Genomic DNA, 19,991 nt, shown 5'->3' with positions numbered 1-19,991 from the left:
CGTTATCGGGTGAAAAGTTCCATGGCGAAGGCCGTGGGCCGCCGGTCGCGGCGGCTTCGCGACTGGGTGCGGAGGCCGTCCAGTGATGTTCCGGGGCGCTATTTCCACATGCCGCGCATGCGCGCGCCGAGATCGATCTTCACGCCCGGCCTTTGGCGCGGGTCGTCCTTGATCGTCGCGCTTGCCCAGGACGACTGCTCGAAGGCCGAAAGCATCGAGGCCGGGATGAAGCGGGTGCGCGAGGCATAGACGTGGCGGTCGCCGCGCGCCGGCTGGTTGTGCGGATAAAAGCGCTGCGGCACCACCAGATGCAGGCTGTCCTTGGCCCGCGTCATCGCCACATAGAGCAGCCGGCGCTCCTCCTCGATGTCCTCCTTGGTGCCGACGCCGAGATCGGCCGGGATGCAGCCGTCGACGGTGTTGAGCACGAAGACGTTCTTCCATTCCTGGCCCTTGGCCGAATGGATGGTCGACAGGATGAGGTAATCCTCGTCGCGATGCGGCGGCCCGGCCTGGTCGCTGGTGGCGTCGGGCGGATCGAGCGTCAGCTCGGTCAGGAAACGCTCGCGCGAGGGATAGCCCGACGCGATCTGCTCGAGCTGCAAAAGGTCCGCCCGGCGCGTGACAGCATCCTCATGGATGCGCTCCATATGCGGCTCGTACCAGAGCCTGATCCGCTCCAAGTCGGCCGGCCATTTCGGGCCTGCGCGCAGCCCGCTGTAGATGTCGAGGAAGACCGGCCAGTCTTGCGCCGCGCGCTGCGGCGGCCGGAAGCGGGCAAGGCCCAGCGTCTCGTCCAGCGACGTCGCCATCGCTTCGACGATCTGCGAGGCGGCCGAAGGGCCGATGCCGGGCATGAGCTGCAGCACGCGAAAACCGGCGACGCGGTCGCGCGGGTTCTCGGCAAAGCGCAGCATCGCCAGCATGTCCTTGACATGGGCGGCGTCGAGGAACTTCAGGCCGCCGAATTTCACGAAAGGGATGTTGCGGCGCGTCAGCTCCACCTCAAGCGGGCCGCTGTGGTGCGAGGCGCGGAAGAGCACGGCTTGCGCCTTCAGCGCCGTGCCGGCCTCGCGCTCCGCGAGGATCGCCTGGCAGACATAATTGGCCTGCTCGGCTTCGTCGCGCACGCTCACCAGTTGCGGCTTGTGCGAGGATCTGCGCTCGGTCCACAGGTTCTTGGTGAAGCGCTCGCTCGCCTCGCCGATGACCTTGTTGGCGGCGGCAAGGATCGTCTCGGTCGACCGGTAATTGCGCTCCAGCATGACGATCTCGGCGCCTTGCGCGAACTGCTTTGGGAAATCGAGGATGTTGCGCACTTCCGCCGCGCGGAAGGAATAGATCGACTGCGCGTCGTCGCCCACCACGGTCAAGCCGGCGCCGTCCGGCTTCAGCGCCAAGAGGATCGAGGCCTGCAGCCGGTTGGTATCCTGGTATTCATCGACCAGCACATGGTCGAAGCGCGAGCCAAGGTGAGCGGCGATCTCCGGCTCCGCCGCCATCTGCGCCCAGTAGAGCAGCAGGTCGTCGTAATCGAGCACGTTCTGCGCCTGCTTGGCCTCGACATAGGCCGCGAACAGCTCTTTGAGCTGGTCCGCCCATGCCGCGCACCACGGAAAGGCCGAGCCCAGCACCTCGCCGAGCGGCGCCTGCGCATTGACCGCGCGGGAGTAGATTTGAAGACAAGTGCCCTTGGTCGGAAAGCGGCTTTCTGTCTTGGAAAAGCCGAGCTCGTGGCGCGCGAGGTTCATCAGGTCGGCGGAATCCTCGCGGTCATGGATGGTGAAGGCCGGGTCGAGGCCGATCTGCTCCGCATAGTCGCGCAAAAGCCTTGCGCCGATGCCGTGGAAAGTGCCGGCCCAGGCGAGCGCATCAGTGATGATCGCGGCATCGCGCCCCAGCACCTCGCCGGCGATGCGCTCGACGCGCTTGGCCATTTCGGCTGCGGCGCGGCGCGAAAACGTCATCAGCAGGATACGGCGCGGATCGGCGCCCTTGACGATGAGATGGGCGACGCGATGCGCCAGCGTGTTGGTCTTGCCTGAGCCGGCGCCGGCGATCACCAGAAGCGGCGCCGCCACCTTGCCGTCGCCGTGCACCACCGCCAGCCGCTGCTCGTCGTTCAGCCGGGCAAGATAGGCGGGAGCTTCGAAGGACGAATCACGGGCGGCGATGTTCATCGCCCATCAAGCATCGTTTCCGCTTTGTTCGCAACGGGGATCTCCCCCTCGGGGGAGACTACCTTTTCGGCTCAACTCCCATCGCCGCCGACTGGCGCCGCAGCGCACGCCGTTCATCGCCCGGCATGTCCAGCGGGGCGACGTCGCCGGGCACTTCCTCGATGATCCTCATCGTGACGCGGTAGGTCGCATAGGCGAACAGGCCGACAAGCAGCAGACGGATCATGACCAGCTCCTCACGCAGTTCGATTGAAAGTTCAACCGGAGGCAGGCCGGTTGGTTCCCGCAGCCCACGCAACCAAACCGCAGCCGCCTCGTTTGCCTCAAAGAAAGGGGCGAACGAGAGGAGGTCGTCATGAAGAAGCTTCCTGTGCTGCTGGCCCTTGCGGCAGGGCTCGCGCTCGCCGCCTGCGACAACAGCGTGCCGCCGACCAAGGCGCCCGCCGTCGACCAGAACCCGCAACTCGACAAGAACCCGGTGCCGAAATCGACCACTGGCGGCGACCAGCCGGGCACGCCACCGAAGCAGTAATCACCGGCGATGTGGTCGGGAAATGAAGTGGCGCCGCCACAGAAGAAGGCCGGCGCTGCTTGGGAGGAAGCTGGAAAGCGCCGGCCAAGCGGGAAATCAGGCCCGCCGCACGGTCAAAGATAGCTGAGTCTCTCCGCCGCGTCATGGTGCGATCGCGCTAGCCGGCTACAGAGAGCTCGGCAAGTGCGGAAATTTCAAGAGACCTGGGATCGGAAAGAGTTGCGTTTCGGGTCGGCAGCCTCACGCCATTGCCGCCCGCCGCACCGGTATGCCGGCGATCTCGAGGTCCAGCTGGCGTTGCGTCAGCGCCGCTTCGGCCATGATCCACTGCTTGAACAGCTCCACCTTGCGCGCGCCGAGCGCCTTGATGGGACTGACGAAATACCAGCCGGCGGTGTTGGGATGATGCACCGCGAAGGGCGCCACCAGCCGCTCGGCGCGGATGTCGCTCGCCATATAGGCGCGGTTGGCGACGGCAAAGCCCATGCCGGCATTGGCCGCCTCGTAGGACATCATGCAGGAATCGAAATAGATGCTTTTGGTCTCGCCGAGCACGAAGCTTGCGCCGGCAAAACCCAGCCAGGACTGCCAGTTCTGGGTGCAGGTGTCGGAGTGAAGCAAGGTGAAGTGCCTGAGGTCCTCCGGCGTCACCTTCGACAGCGGCTTGTCGCCCAGCACCTCGTGGAACAGCTTGCGGCTGCACACCGGCGTCAAATCCTCCTTGAACAGCAACTCGGAATTGAGGCCCGGAAAATTGCCGTCGCCGTAGCGGATCTCGAGGTCGTACTCGGAGGTCGAGAATTCATGCGTCGCGTAGGAGGTCGAGACCCGCATCTCGATGTCGGGATACTGCCGCTGGAAAGTGGAAAGCCGCGGAAACAGCCAGCGCGCCGCGAAGGTCGGCAAAACGCAGATCCTGAGCACATGTGCCTGCGACTGGCCGGTAGCCTCCATGCTGGCCGCCACGATCCGCTCCAGCGCCTCGCGCACACGCGCCACATAGGTCTCGCCCTCGGGCGTCAGCGACACCGCATTGCCGCCGCGCTGGAAGATCTTGAATCGCAGCTGGTCCTCCAGGCTCTTCACCCGCTGGCTGACGGCGGAAGCGGTGATGAACTGCTCTTCGCCGGCGCGCGTGAAGTTCTTGTGCCTGGCGGCGCTCTCGACGATTTTCAGCGAGTTTAGGTTGACCTGACTGAGCAGACGCACGGGGTTTCGACCTTTAGCTGGGCTTAAAGTAGCACCAGCATTCCTAAATTTACAGGGGCGGGCGGCTTAATCGACTGTTTACCAAGTGTTGCCCCCACCTTGGAGAAGTAGAATGAACGCCCATACAATCCCCGAACTGCGCTATGCGATGAGCCGTGAAGCCATCATCGGTCATGATACGGCGTGGAAAGTGTCGAGCTTCGGCGTCGCCCAGTATCTGCATGGCTACGACCCCGCGCTGCTCGCCGCGATCGAGGAGGCGGCGCTCAAGCTCAAGGCCAGCCATGCCGTGCACAAGCATCTCGATCTCACCTTCATCACCGGCGCCGACCGCTACATTCCGGAGATCAAGGAGCTGCTCAACGACAAGCTGCGCCTGGAACGGCTGTCCGATATGATGGGCACCAAGCTCGAACCCTATCCGCTGTCGATCGTCGGCTCGACCGTCACCTTCATGAACCCCAAGGACGGCGCCGTCGAATGGCACTGCGACGGCGTCCCGGTGACGGAGCTCATTCCGCTCTCGATCAGCGACCCTCTGATCGGCGGCCATCTTGAAATCTATTGCGACGATTCCGAGACCGGCCGCGCCCTCCTCGAATCCGGCCGCGACCTGCCGCGCAACAAGGTCATGCGCATCGATCACAAGATGAACTACGCCACGCTCGGCCAGTTCCTCGGCGTGCTCCATCGCACCGCGCCCATCCAGCTCGGCTCGCGCGTCACCCTGGTGCTCAACCAGCGTTCGGCGACGAAGCCCTATGTCGACGACAACCGGATGTTCTACCTCGCCGCCGACAACGACCACGACCGCGCCTGGGTGAACGAGCTCGCCGACGATGTCTGGACGAACCAGCTGCCCGCCTATCGCCGCCATGCCGAAGAGCATCCCGTGCCGAAGCCGGCCGCAGAGCCCGTCTCGGGCGGAGCAAGGGAGTCGTGGTAGTGAACGATGACCTGGCTCGGCTGCCTTCGGCGTCGCCGAGCCTCGCTCCGGTCATGGCCGAGAGCCGCCAATCCCGATCCGGCACCTCCACGGCGGCGCTGGCGTTTGCCTTCGGCGCGGTCGCGCTGTGGGCGACCAATGCCCTGGTCGGCAAGACGCTGCTTGCCAACCACCCGGTATCGCATGTGCAGTTCCTGCAGTTCTGCGGCGCAGCCCTGGTCTTTGCGCTGATCAGGCTCTTTCCTTCTCCCCTTGTGGGGTCCGAAGGACGGGGCGAGACCCGTGGCTCGCCCCCGGGCGGTGGCCTCGCGAAGCGAAGTCGGATGAGGGCTGCTGGAAGGATCGCCGACGCTGGAGTTTCTTCCAACACCCCTCATCCGTCTCGGCGCTGCGCGCCGATCCACTTTCTCCCACAAGGGGCAGGGCTGTCCGGGGAAAGTTTTTCGGTTGCGAACAGGGCCATGGAGGACTCGCATCGATTGCATTTTTCGAGCTTTGGACCCCAATCGGTGCTCTTTCTTCCGCACCTGCTGCGGCTGGCCGGCAAAAACAATGGACGTCGCGCCCATCGAAGGTTGCGAAAGCGCGAGCAAAGACTCGTCTGCGTTGTGCAAAGATTTTCCCCGGACAGCCCTGCACAAGGGGAGAAGGGGAGGTCGACTCAGGCCTACGCCGTCGGCTTCATCGGCCTGGTCGGCACCATGGTGCTGCAATACATCGCCTTTGCTTCGATGCCGGTCATCGAGGCCAATCTCGTAGCCTACACATGGCCGCTGATGGTCGCCGCCGCGATTATCCTGCTCGGCCGCCCGAGGCGTCCGCTGCTGCTTGGGCTCACCGCCGCGCTCGGCTTCGCCGGCGTGGCGCTGGTCATCTCCGGCGGGCGCGCGCACGCCTGGCTCGAAGGCAGCCTCGTCGGTTATTGCGCCGCCTTCGGCTCAGCACTTTGCATGGCCTTCTATTCGCTCGCCGTCGGCCGCCTTGCCGTGCCGCCGGATCGGCTTTTGCTGCCCTCGGCGCTGATCGGCGTTACGCTCACCTTCGCCTGGTGCCTGCATGACGGCGCCGCCGGCCTGGGCGGCATGCACTTGCTGTTCGGCCTTTATCTCGGCGCCGGGCCGATGGGGCTCGGCTATTATTTCTGGTCGCGCGCGCTGAGCCTCGACCAGGGTGGGCGGCTCGCGGTCGTTGCGTATCTCACGCCGATCGCTTCCACGCTTTTGCTGGCGCTGTCGGGCGAAAGCCTGTCGATGACGGCCGTCGCCGGCGCCGTCCTCGTCATCGGCAGTTGTATTGCTGTCGGCATCGAACGCTCGGAGGTCTGAAGACCATGTCAGGAAGCATGCCAGGGATCATACTTGACGACGACGAACGCCGCGCCCGGCAAGAGGCGCACTGGCTGGTGAAGGAATTCGGCGCCGAGGCGCCGCTCTATGCCGCCATGAAGGCCGAGAAGGCCATCGAGCAGAAGGATTTCGGCCGCTGCGCGCGCTGGAAGCGTGTGCTGGAGATCCTGGCTGACGACAGGCGGGCAGAACGTCGAGCCGCGGCGAAATGAGCGACTCGCAGTGGCGAATCGGGCATGATCGGCAACCCGGACGCCATGCTGCCGACAGTATCGGCTTTCGTCCTGAATTTCGATTTTTGCAGGAATTACTCGCAAAAATTGAAGTGCTGTTGCGTCATACGCACCCGTGCGAGCCTCCAGCTCTGTAAAGTGTTTGTTATAGGTATTAGAATTCCTAACTTGCGCGGTCGCGACCCATAGTGAAAACGTACCTTCGGTATTGAGTCTCGTGCCTTTACTGACTCTGGACGGTCCGTTGGGGGACAGGTCCAATACGATACCTAGACCAAAGTCTTAAAAACAGCTGGTCACTTTGAGAGCCAGCAGAGGGTGAAAAAATTGTCCAATATCGACGACAAGACTGCAATCGAGCTGACCGCCGACATTGTTTCGGCCTATGTAGGCAACAATCCGCTTCCGGCTTCCGGCCTGCCTGATCTGATCGCCAGCGTCAGCGCATCGGTGCGCAAGCTCGCCGGCGCCGCCGCCGTCAAGGAGAGCGCGCCGCTGACGCCGGCCGTCAATCCGAAGCGCTCGGTGTTCCCCGATTACATCGTCTGCCTAGAGGACGGAAAGAAGTTCAAGTCGCTGAAGCGGCACCTGTCGACCGACCATGGGCTGACGCCGGACGAGTACCGCGCCAAATGGGGCCTGCCGGCAGACTATCCGATGGTGGCGCCCAGCTATTCGGCCACCCGTTCGGCGCTCGCCAAGTCTTCCGGCCTGGGCCGCAAGCCGGCCGCGGATGCCGCCAAGGGCAAGCGCAAAACCAAGGCCTGAGGTCGGCGGCCATGTTGCCTGCAACGGACGACGCCACGCCGTCGGCCGACCGCTTGGCCATGCTCGACGCCCTGCGTCGCAGAGTGGCCAGCCAGTCTTCCGTCGATGCCGGCGAGGGGGTCGAGGCGCGCCGCGCCTTGTTCTCGGCAGGCATGCCGGCCGTCGATCTGCGCGCTGCGCTCGACGCGCTCGACAATTTCGAGCGCGCCATCGTCGAGCATGACGATCGGCTGATCGTTGAGGCGCGACGGCTGAGATGCCTTGGCGCCGTCGATCGCGTCATCGCGCGCGTTCAATCGCGGGATTTGGGTGGCATTGACGCCCCGACAGCCTTGGCTTCGGGATCCTGCGCCGTTGCAAGGTTGTCGGCCTCGATCGCGGTCATCTCCAGAAAATAGACAAGCATCTGATAGCGCGTGCGTGAAAGCATCTTCGCCAACTTACGCGTGATCTCCGCGACATATCTCAACATGCGCAGATCGTTGGCCGCCTCGCCCATCGTGAGCTCCTGACACAATCAAGTTATTGTTTTATTGTTTTTTGTTGTTGGCGCGTACGCGCGACTCACGACGCATTGGTAAGTTCGCAGGATCGAGGCAAAACTGAAATCAAATTTTCGATAAGCATCCCGTCTGGCCGAAAAGATTTCAGCACTTTTTTTGGTGCTATCGATACCGGTGCACTAATATAAGGCAATGCGAAACTTGCGGTTGTCTTGGCCGGCTGGCGTGATCTCCGCAGGGGATGGTCATAGCCCCCGATTGACGGAGGGCGAGTCGGGCCGAATGGCCAGGCCCGCCGTGCCGCTTAGCCCTTGTAGGCGGAACAGAAGGCCGGCGGGTTGTCGTTGCCGATCATGGCGCAGCCTCTTTTGATCTCGTCGATCATCATGCTGCACGCGTTCGCACCGTTGCAGGGCGGATTGGTCGCCGGCGACACCTGGATGCATTGCGAGACATATTGGTCCGACTTCGCCTTGCCGGCCGATTGCACGCATGGCCGCCTGTCGTTCTGGCTTGCGGGGGCGGCCGTCGCCGGTTTGACGGCGGCGGCTTGCGGCACGCAGGAGAGGTCGCCTTCCGCGCATTGCAGTTGGTGCTGCAACTGCGCCAGCCGCGCCTTCGTCAAATCCGTCTTACAAGTTTCGACCAAGCTCGAATACACCGAACCATCGGCATAGGGCTGGGTGCGGAAGGCGCATTCCTTGTCGCGGAACGGGATCCAGGCGCGCTGCGCGTCACGCAGGCGTTGCTGATCGGTGGGAGCGAGGCGCTCCGATAGCACCTTGTAGACAGCGTTGAGCGCGGTATCGGCCGAAGCCGCGTCCTTGGCTGTGCAGGTTGCTAGATCGGCCTGCGTCTTTGCCGCTGCGCAGTCTGGCGCTGCCGCAAGGGCCGCGGGCGTGGTGATAAGCAGGGCGAGACCGGCGGCGCAGAACAGTCGCTTCATTGGATCACCTCATGATGTCCGCAAAGCCCGCCGCTCGCGCCAGCATAGGTTGAGCTGATAGCAGCGATCAACGTCAAATCGGTGACATGGCAAGCAAAGTGTGACCGGCGGTGATTGGCGAAAGCAGAGGAGCCCGCAATCTCGCCAAGTAAAGGAGATGTCCGGTCCATCCTCCGTAACTGCAGCGCAGCTGCTGCGGAGGACGGGCAGGGCACAAGGGGGCACTGTTCCGCCAGTCTCTCAATCATTCATAGGCGACGCTTGAGACTATTTTCCGGAATCAATCTGGATCAGCAGGTGTTCCGGCGCGCCCCCCTCTGGCCTGCCGGCCATCTCTCCCACTTGGGGGGAGATCGGCTGTGCCTGCGCCCCGTTCACGGGTTCGACGGGGGAGAGCACTGCAGCCGTCTCGTCCTCAAACAGCACCAGCTGCGTCGCCAGCGCCGCGGTCGTGGCGACCTGGAAGAAGATGAAGGCGAGGGCGAAATAGCGGATCACGGGCCTCAAAACGCTCCGGCCGGCAACTGGTTCCCTGATCGGCCTTGGTTGAATGACCGGCGGCCGGACACGGCGAGCCCTGATCCCGGCCCTGGCTCTTGCGAAGCGCCGGCGTCCCGTGCAAAAGCCCGGCCATGCTTATCATCAACGACCTCTCGCTGCGCATGGCGGGGCGCTTGCTTCTCGACCATGCCTCGCTGACCTTGCCGGCCGGCACCAAGGCCGGCCTCGTCGGCCGCAACGGCACCGGCAAGACGACGCTGTTCAAGGCAATCACCGGCGATTTCCCCTCCGAGACCGGCTCGATCAGCCTGCCGAAAAACACCCGTATCGGCCAGGTGGCGCAGGAAGCGCCGGGCACCGAGGAGCCGCTGATCGACATCGTGCTTAAGGCCGATGTCGAGCGTGCGGCGCTGCTGGAGGAGGAAAAGACCGCCACCGATCCGCATCGCATCGCCGAAATCCATACGCGGCTCGCCGACATCGACGCGCATTCGGCCGAATCCCGCGCCGCCACCATCCTCGCCGGCCTCGGCTTCGATGACGCCGCGCAGAAGCGGCCCGCTTCGTCCTTCTCGGGCGGCTGGCGCATGCGCGTGGCTCTTGCGGCAGTGCTTTTCTCCGAGCCGGATCTTCTGCTGCTCGACGAGCCGACCAACTATCTCGACCTCGAAGGCACGCTGTGGCTGGAGAACTATGTCTCCAAGTACCCGCACACGGTGCTCTTGATCTCGCACGACCGCGACCTGCTCAATCGTGCCGTCAACTCGATCGTCCATCTCGACCAGAAGAAGCTGACCTTCTGGCGCGGCGGCTACGACCAGTTCGAGCGCCAGCTCACCGAGCAGCGCGAATTGCAGGAAAAGAGCCGCGTCAAGCAGGAAGCGCAGCGCAAACACATGGAATCCTTCGTCGAGCGCTTCCGCGCCAAGGCATCGAAGGCCAGGCAGGCGCAGTCGCGCCTGAAGGCGCTGGAGAAGCTGAAGCCGATCGCGGCGGTAGTGAACGATACGGTGAGGCCGTTCTCCTTCCCGGAGCCAGTCAAGACGGTGGCTTCGCCGATCGTGGCGCTGAACGCCGTCAATGTCGGCTACACCGAGGGCAACCCGGTCTTGAAGAAGATGACGCTGCGCATCGATGCCGACGACCGCATCGCGCTGCTCGGCGCCAACGGCAATGGCAAGTCGACCTTCGCCAAGCTGCTCGCCGGCCGCCTGAAAGGGGAGACCGGCACCATGACGATCGCGCCGGGGCTGAAGGTGGCGATCTTCGCCCAGCATCAGCTCGACGATCTGCGCCCCGAGGAAAGCGCCTATGAACATGTGCGCCGGCTGATGCGGGACGCGCCGGAAGCCAAGGTGCGCGCCCGCGTCGCCCAGTTCGGCCTGTCGACCGAGAAGATGAACACCGCGGCGAAGGACCTGTCCGGCGGCGAGAAGGCGCGTCTTTTGATGGGTCTTTCGGCCTTCGAAGGGCCGAACCTCTTCATCCTCGACGAGCCGACCAACCACCTCGACATCGACAGCCGTGAATCGCTGATCCATGCGCTCAACGATTTCCCTGGCGCCGTGATCCTGATCTCGCACGACCGGCATCTGCTCGAGGCCACGGCCGACCGGCTCTGGCTGGTCAAGGACGGCGCGGTCAATCCCTATGACGGCGACCTCGAGGACTACAAGACCCTGGTCACCGGCGTTTCGTCCAACCGTCGCGAGCAGAAGGAAGCTGACAAGGCCTCCAAAGCCGACCGCCGCCGCGAAGCGGCCGCTCGGCGCTCGGCGCTCGAGCCGCTTGCCAAAGAAATCCGCGCCACCGAGGCGCTGATGGACCGCATCCGCAAGCGCATCGACCTGATCGAGGACGAGCTCGCCAACCCGGCGATCTACGAGAAGGACCCTTCGACCGCGACGCGGCTGGCCAAGGAGCGCTCGCAGCTGGCGCACACACTTGCCGTGAACGAGGACAAATGGCTGACGATGTCTGCGGAGTATGAGGAAGGGATTGCGGAATGACTGCGTAATCTCCCCCCTCAAGGGGGGAGATTAGCTAATCATCTGGCCCTACACCTCTCCGATAAAACCCGCTACACACCCGAGCATGAACCAGCACGCCAAGCTCAAGATCGGCCATTCGGCCTGTCCGCATGACTGCCCCTCGACCTGCGCACTCGAGGTCGAGTTGCTCGACGGCAACCGCATCGGCCGCGTCCACGGTGCCAAGGCCAACACCTACACATCTGGCGTCGTCTGCGCCAAGGTCGCCCGCTATGCGGACCGCGTCCATCATCCGGATCGCCTGCTGAAGCCGCTGGTGCGCTCGGGCGGCAAGGGAGAGGGCGCCTGGAAGGAATCCAGTTGGGAGGCCGCGCTCGATCTCGTCGCCGAAAAATTCATCGCCGCCGAAGCGAAATACGGCTCGGAAACGGTCTGGCCATATTTCTATGCGGGCACGATGGGGCTGGTGCAGCGCGATGGCATCGAACGGCTGCGGCATGCCAAGAAATATTCGGGCTTCTTCGGCTCGATCTGCACCAATCTTGCCTGGACCGGCTGGATGATGGGAGCGGGTGCGCTCCGCGGTCCCGATCCGCGCGAGATGGCAAAGTCCGACTGCGTGGTGATCTGGGGCACGAATGCCGTGGTCACGCAGGTCAATGTCATGAGCCACGCCACCAGGGCGCGCAAGGAACGCGGCGCCAAGATCGTCGTCGTCGACATCTATGACAACGCCACGATGAAGCAGGCCGATCTCGGCCTGGTGCTCAAGCCCGGCACGGATGGCGCGCTCGCCTGCGCGGTCATGCATGTGCTGTTCCGCGATGGGCTTGCCGACCGCGCCTATCTCGAAAAATACACCGATGATCCGCGCGGACTGGAAGGGCATCTGAAAACGCGCACGCCCGAATGGGCGGCGGCCATCACGGGGCTGACAGTCACCGAGATCGAAGCCTTCGCGCATCTCGTCGGCACGACGAAGAAGACTTACTTTCGCCTCGGCTACGGCTTCGCGCGCCAGCGCAACGGCTCGGTCAACATGCATGCCGTCTCCTGCATCGCCGCCGTCACCGGCGCCTGGCAGCATGAGGGCGGCGGCGCCTTCCATTCCAATTCCGGCATCTTCAAGCTGAACCAGGACGTGCTGGAAGGCACCGCGATGCGCGACCCGAAGGTGCGCTATCTCGACCATTCGCGCATCGGTCCGGTGCTGACCGGGGCCGAGGACGCGCTCTATGGCGGCCCGCCGGTGACGGCGATGCTGATTCAGAACACCAATCCGGCAAATGTCGCGCCGGAGCAGCGCCTGGTGAAGCAGGGTTTCTTGCGCGAGGACCTGTTCACCTGCGTGCACGAGCAGTTCATGACCGATACGGCCAAGCTCGCCGACGTCGTGCTGCCGGCAACGATGTTCCTTGAGCACGACGACATCTATAAGGGCGGCGGCAACCAGCACATCACGCTCGGCCCCAAGCTGATCGAGCCGCCCGAAGGGCCGCGCACCAACCACTATGTCAATGAGGAACTGGGCAAGCGGCTCGGCGTCGGCGACCGACCGGGCTTCGGCCTGACCGAGCGCGAGCATATCGACATCATTCTCGGCAAGCGGGGGATCGGCAGCTTCGACAGCCTCAAGCAACAGAAGTGGGTCGACCTGCAGCCCGATTTCGACGACGCGCATTTCATCAACGGCTTCGGCCATGCCGACAAGAAATTCCACTTCCGCGCCAACTGGACAGGGCAGGCGGCGCCGGGCAGGCCGCCGAAGAGCATGGGCCTGTTCGGCCCGGTCGAACGGCTGCCGGAATTTCCCGACCATGTCGACCTGATCGAGGTGGCGGACGAAGAGCATCCGTTCCGGCTGACCACCTCGCCGGCGCGCAATTTCCTGAACTCGACCTTCGCCGAGACGCCGGTGTCGAAGGCCAAGGAGGGCAGGCCTGAGTTGCTGCTCCATCCCGAAGATGCGGCCGCGCTCGGCATCGAGGATGGCGGCCGCGTCGAGGTCGGCAACCGCCGCGGCGACCTCGTGCTGCACGCCAAGCTTTTCGACGGCGTGAAGCGCGGCGTGGTGGTGGCCGAAGGCATCTGGCCGAACAGCGCGCATGAACGTGGCGAAGGCATCAATGTGCTCACCGGCGCCGACGCGCCGGCGCCCTATGGCGGAGCCGCCTTCCACGACAACAAGGTCTGGCTCAGGGCGCTCTGACTACTGCACAGGGATTTTGACCGGTCGGCTCTGTTTGCGGTGGCAGGCGGCATGCGTTGGAGATTGGCCGAAACGCCCATCGCGATCGTCATTCTAGGGCGGAGCAGGAGCGAAGCTCCGTCGCGAAGACCCTAGAATCCATGCCGTTACCTTCGCCAAGGAGTGCAACGGAGCAGAATTCTGCACCGCAGCAACGCTTCGAAGTCACGGCATGGATTCTATGGTCTGCGCCGCGTCGCTTCGCTCCTTGCTCCGCCATAGAATGACGAGGTTGGGGCGGCTTCAACCAACCTCCCTGGCGTTTGCGCTGATTTCACGCAAATGAACGGAAAATCTTGCACCAAGACAACCGGCAACCTTTCAAAGTCCCTGTGTCGGGGAACTACGCGGTGTGAACGAACTGGCTTGTGGCGATTTCACCGATGTCGCGAGAATAGTTCTCTCTGGGCTTGGTTGAGCGCACCACAATCATCCCAATCGACCTCGCGCTTTGATTTCGGGATGATTCGACCTTCGTTATTGTAGAATAGCGTCCCGTGGATTCCGAGCGCATAGCGCTTCAGCACGGGACGGGTCCAAAGCGGGATCAGGACGCGGTTAGCCTCTTCGTCGCCGAGTCGTTCAAATAGATCTTCGGCCAATTCCATATCTCGTTCACCGGGGTAGATGGCGGCGAACTCTTCGTCGGTTGCCTGGAACACGCTGAAGGTGGCGTTCAAAGCACCATCGATGATTTGGATATTTTTCATGGGCTGTATTCTGGCATTCGCCTGTAGCGCCGACAACTACTTTGCCGCCTGCGCGTCCAGCGCCTTGATCTCCTCGGCGGCTGCCTTGCGGGCCGCCGCATCGGTGCCGGAAGCGCCTTTGTCCTTGGCGTAGGCGATCAGTGCCGTGCGTGTCTGTTCGTCGCAACCATCCGACCCAGTGCCGTTGATGCCGGCTTTCTTGGCCGCAGCGAGCACGGAGTCGCAGGCGTCGGGCGCGAAGGCGAACTGACCCATAATGGCGCCGAGCGTCAGCGGGTCCTGCAGGCGCGGATCGTCGCGGATCGCCTGCAGGGTGGCGCTGCCGACCGCCTTGGATTTCCGGTCCTTCGCGATCTGCGTCAGGTCGAAGATGAACTCGAATTCTGGCTTGTCGACGCCCTCGGGTTTCGACACCAGGATGTCCAGCGCATAGCGGGTGATCTCCTCGGGCGTGACGACCGACCGGATGGCTCTTGCCTGGTGGTAGTTGCGCACCAGCACCCAGCGCGACGGGAGGTCGCCATAGCGGGCGAGCATGCCCAGCTGCTTGATGGCGGCAAGCTTCTGCTTCTCCGTCTTGGCCGCCTGCGCCCGGGCGAACACCTTGTCGCGGACGCGGTCGAGGATTTCGCCCGCGAGCATGTCTGAAGCCGGTGCCGCCTGCTGTGTCCCGGCCGCCGTTTGCGGGCTCGGAGCATCGGTGAGCGGGCCTTTCGCATCGACCCATGCGGCCAGCGCCTTGCGCGCGTCGGGGCCGAAATAGCCCTTCGGCTCGCCGGCGTAAAAACCTTCGCTCTTCAGCGTCGTCTCGATCGCAATGCGGATTTCGTCCGGCAGCGCCTTGCCGATGCCGACCAGGTTTTCCTCGTCGAGGCCGGCTGGCGCTTCACGGAAGGCGTCCATCACCGCGGCGGCGACCGCGGCCGTTCCAGCGCTGGAGGCCGGTCCGGAAAAGAGGCCGCTGAGTTCGATGCCGGCATCGCCGCCGAACACGACGGCGCCCATCCTGCCGATGCCGTCATTATAGAGGGCAATGCGGTTGGTGATGCCTTCGCGCAGCGTCATTAGATGGTCGAAACTGTCGAAGGTGAAGGCGTTGGCGAGTTTGCTCTTTGCCTGCAGTGAGCCCAGCCGCGCGGCCTCGCGCCACGCGTGCAGCCGCTCGCGCGGGTTCTTGTCGATGCCGAGACCGTTGTCATAGGCGTCGCCGAGCAGCACCATGGCTTCGACGCTGCCGAGATTGGCGGCGTTGATCAGCATCGCGGTCGCCCTGACGTCGTCCTGCGGATAGATCAAGCCCCGCCGCAGCAGCTTGGCATGAAGCAGATAGGCCTGCGGTTCCTTCTTGCCTTCGCCCTCACCGATCAGCGCTTTCAGATCATCGTCGCTCAGGCCGCCGTCGCGGCGCGACGGTCGATAGCTGGTCGAATCGAGATTGGCGTATTGCGTCGAGGCGTAGAGCCAGAGCGCGTCGCGATCGCCGGCGTCTGCCAGTGGCTTCAGCATGGCGCGCGCATGATCCTCGTTCTTGAATTGCTGATTGTCCAAAAGCTCGAGCCGCGCCAGCGCCAGCGCCGCGCCGGGCTCGCCGGCATCGGCGCCGTCGCCCAGGCATTCGACCAGCAGATCGGGATAGTCGATCCGCACGCCGTCATAGTCGAGGAGCAGGCCCGCAAGCCTGATGTAGGCGTCGAGGTCCCGCGGGGCGCTGAGCAGTTGGATCGCCGCTCGCGGCTGCCGCCCGACGAACTTGCCGTCCGACAGCAGGCCGGCCAGAATCGGCCTGGCTTCGGCAACGCTCTTCGTGACCGGGCGCAATAGGGCGATGGCGCGCTTGCCGTCCGCCGGACCGCCTTCGCCCTTGGCCAGCATATCGGCCAGCATCGGAATGGCATACTCATCATGGCTGACGCGCGCCTCCAGCAACTGCCTCGCCTTCGCCGCGTCCTGCTGCGTTCCGCGACCCAGCCGCAGCGCCTTGATATAGGCGAGCACGGATGCTTCGGGCCCGTCGGTCCCGGCCTTGGAATCCGCTTCCACGGCGCGAAACGCCTTTTGCTGCTCGTCACCCGGAAAGCCGTCCTTCTCCAGCATCGTCTGCGCAATCCGCAGCGGCATGGCGGCGCGGAGCTGGCTGTCCCATTCGCCGGGCGACTGGCCCTGGGCGGGCGCGTCGATGATGCGTTGCGCGGTCTCGACCACTTTGTGCGCGTCGCGGCGCAGCAGTGGCCCTTCGGTATACTGATGGAGCAGCGTCAGCAGGGCTGTGAGATGACCGGCCGTGCCAGCTTTCTGCAAAGCATCGAGCGCCATTCCCCGCATGATCGGCGGCGCACCGGCATCCACGCTGTCGTGACGATGCGCCGAATAGAACTCGTAGAGGAGGAAATTCGCTTCAGGATTGCCGCCATCGGCCAGCAGCTTGACCTGTGGGATGAGCCAGGTCAGTCCCGGCTGGTCGAGCGCCACTTCGACCCTCAGCCATTGCAGCGTCAGCCTCTTCTCCAGTGGCGCGCCGAGCATCGCCGCCTGGCATTTGTCGGCCAGACTTTTAAGCTTGCTGAGGTTCATATCCTGCGGGAAGAGGTCGAAATACTGCACCGGCGGGGCCTTGGCCTCAGGGTCGAGCGGCACGGAAGCGCCCTGGTCGCAGATGCTGATCGCCTCGCTGAGCGCGGCCTTCTTTGCCGCATCATCGGATTTGTCGGAGGATGCCTGGGCGGCGAATGCCCCGCCGGTGAGTGGTGCGAGCGCGAGGCAGGAAAGAACCAGGACATGCACTGGCCGTAACATGAGCGTCCCCCCTCGGACCCGGTCCGGGCGGCGCGTCGCGGCCGGACAGCGGAGCTAAATTAGCACATCGCGCGAGCCATGATGAGTGTAGCGCTTCACATTCGCGCGCGGCTTCCAACGGCGTGTTTTGCGATCTGGCCCAAGCGGCTCCGGTCGCACCGGCCAGCTCCGGCGTCTATAGAGGCACCCTGTCTCCGCAACGAGGAGGATGTCGTGGCCAAGGTCTCGCTTCTGGGCATTCCGCATGACGAGAACTCGTCTTACCTGCGCGGACCCGCCGAGGCGCCGCCGCTGATCCGGCGCGAGCTCGCCAGCGATGCCTATACCTCATGGTCGGAAACCGGCTTCGACCTGACCGACAGCTTCATCGATCATGGCGACATCGATTTCATGCAACCGGGCGACCCATGGGATCGTATCGAAAACGAGGTCGGCCGCGCGCTGGATGCCGGCCACCCGCTGATCTCGCTCGGCGGCGATCATGCCATTTCCTGGCCGGTGTTGCGCGCTGTGCGCCGACGCCATCCTAGCCTGACGATCGTCCATATCGACGCGCATCCGGACATCTATCATTCCTATGACGACAATCCGCGCTCGCACACCTCGCCATTCGCGCGCATCATGGAGGAGCGGCTGGCCGACCGGCTGATCCAGATCGGGTTGCGCACCGTCAACGATCATCACCGCGATCAGTTCAAGCGCTTCGGCGTCGAGGTGGTGGAGATGCGGCATTTCAAGGAGGAGCTGCGGCTCAATCTCGAGACGCCGGTCTATATCTCGATGGATATCGACGCGCTCGATCCGGCCTTCGCGCCCGGCATTTCCCACCGCGAACCAGGCGGCTTGACCACCCGCCAGGTGATCGGCCTGATCCAGTCGATCGACCAACCAATCGTCGCTGCCGACATCGTCGAATACAATCCGCGTCAGGACCTCTCCAATGTGACGGCGCTGGTTGCCGCCAAGCTGGTCAAGGAGATCGCCGGCATGATGCTGAAGACGAACGGTGCCGTCTGAATCAATTTGCCAAGCGGCGTGCTAGACGATTGTTCCGACTCAGCTTTCGACAGGGATAGCCATGCCGCAGCTCAGGATAGCCATCGCCGGCGCGCTCGGCCGCATGGGCCGGCAGATGACTGAGACAATCGAGGCCGATCCGCGGCTCGAGCTCGTCGCCCGTTTCCACCGGCCGGGCAGGGCGGTTGAGGGGCTGGTCGAGCGGGACGAGGCGCTGGCGCTTGCCGATGTGATCATCGATTTCACCGCGCCGGCGGCTTCGGCGGAGCTGGCAAGAGCGTGCGCGGCGCGCGGCGGCCCGGCGTTGGTCATCGGCTCGACCGGCTTCGATGCCGCGGAACTGGAGACGATCGCCGACGCTGCCAGGAAAATCGCCATCGTGCGCTCCGGCAGCTATTCGCTGGGGCTCAACATGTTGACCGGCCTGGTCGAGCAAGCGGCGCGGGCACTCGGCGCAGACGACTGCGACATCGAGATTTTCGAAGCGCATCATCGCTTCAAGGTCGACGCGCCGTCTGGCACGGCGCTGATCTTGGGCGAGGCGGTCGCGCGCGGACGCGGCGTCAGCCTGGACGATGTCGCCAGACGCGCCCGTGATGGCGTTACCGGCCCGCGTCCTGCCGGCGAGATTGGTTTCGCAGTGCTGCGTGGCGGCAGCATTGTCGGCGAGCATAGCGTGAGCTTCCTCAGCGAAGGCGAGAGGCTCGCGCTTTCGCACGCGGCCGGCGACCGCTCGATGTTCGCCCGCGGCGCCATCGCCGCGGCACTGTGGGTCGCCGGACGTGCGCCAGGCGAATACGGCATGCGCGACGTGCTCGGTCTTGCCGCGTGATCGGCAATTTCGCCGGATTCCATTTCGACCATCTCTAAAATGGCTGAAAGCCAGCTGAAAGCTTGGCCGTGCCATGACAGTTTTGTGGCGTTCGCCACGTGACCGGTCCGGGAGCGGCCGGCAAGGAGGAAATGCGGTGCAGCCTGGAGGGCGCGCCGCCCAGGTGGAGGAAGTTACGTGACCGGTTTCATCTCGAAGTGCATCTTGCGTTCGGCAGCGCTTTCGCTTGCCATCGTCGCCACGGGTGCTACGGCGGCGTCGGCTGCCGACAAGATCACCATCATCGTCGGCGGCATGGAAAAACAGATCTATCTGCCGGCCGTGCTCACCCAGCAGCTCGGCTATTTCAAGGACGAGGGGCTCGACGTCGAGCTGGTCAACTCGCGTGCCGGCGTCGAGGCAGAGAACGAATTGCTGGCGGGCGCCGTGCAGGGCGTCGTTGGCTTCTACGACCACACCGTCGACCTGCAGTCGAAGGGCAAATACATCCAGTCGATCGTACAGTTCAGCCAGGCGCCGGGCGAGGTCGAACTGGTCTCGGCCAACCACCCGGAGATCAAGTCGCCGGCCGACTTCAAGGGCGCGACGCTCGGCGTCACCGGCCTCGGCTCCTCGACTGATTTCCTGACCCAGTATCTTGCCGTGCGCAACGGCCTCAAGCCCGGCGATTACACGCTGCTGCCGGTCGGCGCCGGCAACACCTTCATCGCCGCCGTCAAGCAGGACCAGATCCAGGCCGGCATGACCACCGAGCCGACCATCGCCAAGCTGCTGCAGACCGGCGAGGCCAAGGTGTTGGTCGACATGCGCACGCCCGAGAAGACCAAGGAAGCGTTGGGCGGCGACTATCCGGCGGCGTCCTTCTATGTCCAGTCCGCCTGGATCGAGAGCCACAAGGACGAGGCGCAGAAGCTCGCCAACGCTTTCGTCAAGACGATGAAGTACATCGCTAGCCATTCGGCCGAGGAGATCGCCAACCAGATGCCGAAGGACTACTACGCCGGCAACAAGGACCTCTATGTGCAGGGCCTGGCCGGCGGCAAGGCGATGTTCACGCCCGACGGCCGCATGCCCGCCGATGGTCCGGAGACGGTGCTGAAAGTTCTGTCGACCTTCTCCAAGAGCCTGCAAGGCAAGCAGATCGACCTATCGAAGACCTACACCACGGCATTCGTCGACGCCGCCAAGTAGTGTCGCAGCACGGGTGAGGCCTTTCCGCTCCGCCTGTTGAAAAAC

Annotated in this window: 18 protein-coding genes; 11 read left to right on the top strand and 7 right to left on the bottom strand. The window is 64.0% G+C overall.

All coding sequences use genetic code 11. The features are described from left to right. Window positions 1–98: 98 nt before the first annotated feature. Together ABID26_RS01545 and ABID26_RS01540 are read right to left on the bottom strand one after the other, a co-directional pair. A complete protein-coding gene (locus ABID26_RS01545) occupies window positions 99–2,180 on the bottom strand; it encodes an ATP-dependent helicase (protein ID WP_126101068.1) in 2,082 nt (693 codons plus the stop codon). Between the two features lie 58 nt (window positions 2,181–2,238). Beyond that, window positions 2,239–2,406, bottom strand: coding sequence for a hypothetical protein (locus ABID26_RS01540; RefSeq protein WP_189521292.1), 168 nt, complete (start codon window positions 2,404–2,406; stop codon window positions 2,239–2,241). A gap of 129 nt (window positions 2,407–2,535) precedes the next feature. On the opposite strand from ABID26_RS01540, the gene ABID26_RS01535 reads away from it, so the two are divergent. Then, window positions 2,536–2,712, top strand: coding sequence for a hypothetical protein (locus ABID26_RS01535; RefSeq protein WP_189521291.1), 177 nt, complete (start codon window positions 2,536–2,538; stop codon window positions 2,710–2,712). A 240-nt stretch (window positions 2,713–2,952) separates the two neighbouring features. Here ABID26_RS01535 and ABID26_RS01530 read toward each other — a convergent pair whose 3' ends face one another. After that, complete coding sequence (locus ABID26_RS01530) at window positions 2,953–3,921, bottom strand: LysR substrate-binding domain-containing protein (protein WP_354413431.1); 969 nt, start codon at window positions 3,919–3,921, stop codon at window positions 2,953–2,955. Between the two features lie 112 nt (window positions 3,922–4,033). Between ABID26_RS01530 and ABID26_RS01525 the strand changes: the two genes are divergently transcribed. The 5 genes from ABID26_RS01525 (at window position 4,034) to ABID26_RS01505 (ending at window position 7,612) form a co-directional block, all read left to right on the top strand. Further along, complete coding sequence (locus tag ABID26_RS01525) at window positions 4,034–4,867, top strand: hypothetical protein (RefSeq protein ID WP_292300270.1); 834 nt, start codon at window positions 4,034–4,036, stop codon at window positions 4,865–4,867. After that, window positions 4,867–6,192 (top strand): DMT family transporter, encoded by a 1,326-nt coding sequence (locus tag ABID26_RS01520; protein WP_292300272.1) that lies wholly within the window; start codon window positions 4,867–4,869, stop codon window positions 6,190–6,192. The genes ABID26_RS01525 and ABID26_RS01520 overlap by 1 nt, the downstream gene beginning before the upstream one ends. A gap of 29 nt (window positions 6,193–6,221) precedes the next feature. Continuing rightward, window positions 6,222–6,425, top strand: coding sequence for a hypothetical protein (locus tag ABID26_RS01515; protein WP_347566956.1), 204 nt, complete (start codon window positions 6,222–6,224; stop codon window positions 6,423–6,425). A 348-nt stretch (window positions 6,426–6,773) separates the two neighbouring features. After that, window positions 6,774–7,214, top strand: a complete 441-nt coding sequence (locus ABID26_RS01510) for a Ros/MucR family transcriptional regulator (RefSeq protein WP_126101066.1) — start codon at window positions 6,774–6,776, stop codon at window positions 7,212–7,214. Window positions 7,215–7,225: 11 nt separating this feature from the next. Beyond that, on the top strand, window positions 7,226–7,612 hold the full coding sequence (locus ABID26_RS01505) for a hypothetical protein (RefSeq protein WP_292300275.1): 387 nt from the start codon (window positions 7,226–7,228) through the stop codon (window positions 7,610–7,612). 409 nt (window positions 7,613–8,021) lie between these two features. Here the strand turns inward: ABID26_RS01505 and ABID26_RS01500 are convergent, their stop codons facing one another. Together ABID26_RS01500 and ABID26_RS01495 are read right to left on the bottom strand one after the other, a co-directional pair. After that, window positions 8,022–8,663 carry a lysozyme inhibitor LprI family protein gene (locus ABID26_RS01500; protein ID WP_292300276.1) on the bottom strand — a complete coding sequence of 214 codons (642 nt, stop codon included), beginning with the start codon at window positions 8,661–8,663 and terminating at the stop codon, window positions 8,022–8,024. Window positions 8,664–8,930: 267 nt separating this feature from the next. Continuing rightward, window positions 8,931–9,161, bottom strand: a complete 231-nt coding sequence (locus ABID26_RS01495; RefSeq protein WP_126101063.1) for a hypothetical protein — start codon at window positions 9,159–9,161, stop codon at window positions 8,931–8,933. Between the two features lie 134 nt (window positions 9,162–9,295). On the opposite strand from ABID26_RS01495, the gene abc-f reads away from it, so the two are divergent. Then, window positions 9,296–11,173, top strand: coding sequence for a ribosomal protection-like ABC-F family protein (gene abc-f, locus ABID26_RS01490; RefSeq protein WP_292300279.1), 1,878 nt, complete (start codon window positions 9,296–9,298; stop codon window positions 11,171–11,173). Between the two features lie 85 nt (window positions 11,174–11,258). Then, a complete protein-coding gene (locus ABID26_RS01485) occupies window positions 11,259–13,364 on the top strand; it encodes a molybdopterin oxidoreductase family protein (RefSeq protein ID WP_354413425.1) in 2,106 nt (701 codons plus the stop codon). 416 nt (window positions 13,365–13,780) lie between these two features. Here ABID26_RS01485 and ABID26_RS01480 read toward each other — a convergent pair whose 3' ends face one another. Beyond that, window positions 13,781–14,113, bottom strand: coding sequence for a hypothetical protein (locus tag ABID26_RS01480; RefSeq protein ID WP_354413422.1), 333 nt, complete (start codon window positions 14,111–14,113; stop codon window positions 13,781–13,783). Between the two features lie 36 nt (window positions 14,114–14,149). Further along, entirely contained in the window at window positions 14,150–16,906 is a 2,757-nt protein-coding gene (locus ABID26_RS01475; protein ID WP_354413419.1) for a tetratricopeptide repeat protein, read from the bottom strand. Between the two features lie 213 nt (window positions 16,907–17,119). Between ABID26_RS01475 and speB the strand changes: the two genes are divergently transcribed. From speB to ABID26_RS01460, 3 genes are all read left to right on the top strand, one after another. Further along, a complete protein-coding gene (speB, locus tag ABID26_RS01470; protein ID WP_354413417.1) occupies window positions 17,120–17,923 on the top strand; it encodes an agmatinase in 804 nt (267 codons plus the stop codon). A gap of 61 nt (window positions 17,924–17,984) precedes the next feature. Further along, complete coding sequence (gene dapB, locus ABID26_RS01465) at window positions 17,985–18,755, top strand: 4-hydroxy-tetrahydrodipicolinate reductase (RefSeq protein ID WP_354413414.1); 771 nt, start codon at window positions 17,985–17,987, stop codon at window positions 18,753–18,755. Window positions 18,756–18,944: 189 nt separating this feature from the next. Continuing rightward, window positions 18,945–19,946: an ABC transporter substrate-binding protein gene (locus ABID26_RS01460; RefSeq protein WP_435528542.1), complete on the top strand. Its 1,002-nt coding sequence runs from the start codon at window positions 18,945–18,947 to the stop codon at window positions 19,944–19,946. Window positions 19,947–19,991: the final 45 nt, after the last annotated feature.

The organism is Mesorhizobium shonense, assembly GCF_040545255.1.
In the GTDB taxonomy this organism is placed as follows: Bacteria; Pseudomonadota; Alphaproteobacteria; order Rhizobiales; family Rhizobiaceae; genus Mesorhizobium; species Mesorhizobium shonense.
This window is presented reverse-complemented; position numbering and strand designations above follow the sequence as displayed.

What these genes read in the sequence shown, in the direction of transcription:
- ABID26_RS01545 (WP_126101068.1), bottom strand. Translation starts at nt 2,180, where the DNA reads ATGAACATCGCCGCCCGTGATTCGTCCTTCGAAGCTCCCGCCTATCTT.
- ABID26_RS01540 (WP_189521292.1), bottom strand. Translation starts at nt 2,406, where the DNA reads ATGATCCGTCTGCTGCTTGTCGGCCTGTTCGCCTATGCGACCTACCGC.
- ABID26_RS01535 (WP_189521291.1), top strand. Translation starts at nt 2,536, where the DNA reads ATGAAGAAGCTTCCTGTGCTGCTGGCCCTTGCGGCAGGGCTCGCGCTC.
- ABID26_RS01525 (WP_292300270.1), top strand. Translation starts at nt 4,034, where the DNA reads ATGAACGCCCATACAATCCCCGAACTGCGCTATGCGATGAGCCGTGAA.
- ABID26_RS01505 (WP_292300275.1), top strand. Translation starts at nt 7,226, where the DNA reads ATGTTGCCTGCAACGGACGACGCCACGCCGTCGGCCGACCGCTTGGCC.
- ABID26_RS01500 (WP_292300276.1), bottom strand. Translation starts at nt 8,663, where the DNA reads ATGAAGCGACTGTTCTGCGCCGCCGGTCTCGCCCTGCTTATCACCACG.
- abc-f (WP_292300279.1), top strand. Translation starts at nt 9,296, where the DNA reads ATGCTTATCATCAACGACCTCTCGCTGCGCATGGCGGGGCGCTTGCTT.
- ABID26_RS01485 (WP_354413425.1), top strand. Translation starts at nt 11,259, where the DNA reads ATGAACCAGCACGCCAAGCTCAAGATCGGCCATTCGGCCTGTCCGCAT.
- ABID26_RS01480 (WP_354413422.1), bottom strand. Translation starts at nt 14,113, where the DNA reads ATGAAAAATATCCAAATCATCGATGGTGCTTTGAACGCCACCTTCAGC.
- ABID26_RS01475 (WP_354413419.1), bottom strand. Translation starts at nt 16,906, where the DNA reads ATGTTACGGCCAGTGCATGTCCTGGTTCTTTCCTGCCTCGCGCTCGCA.
- dapB (WP_354413414.1), top strand. Translation starts at nt 17,985, where the DNA reads ATGCCGCAGCTCAGGATAGCCATCGCCGGCGCGCTCGGCCGCATGGGC.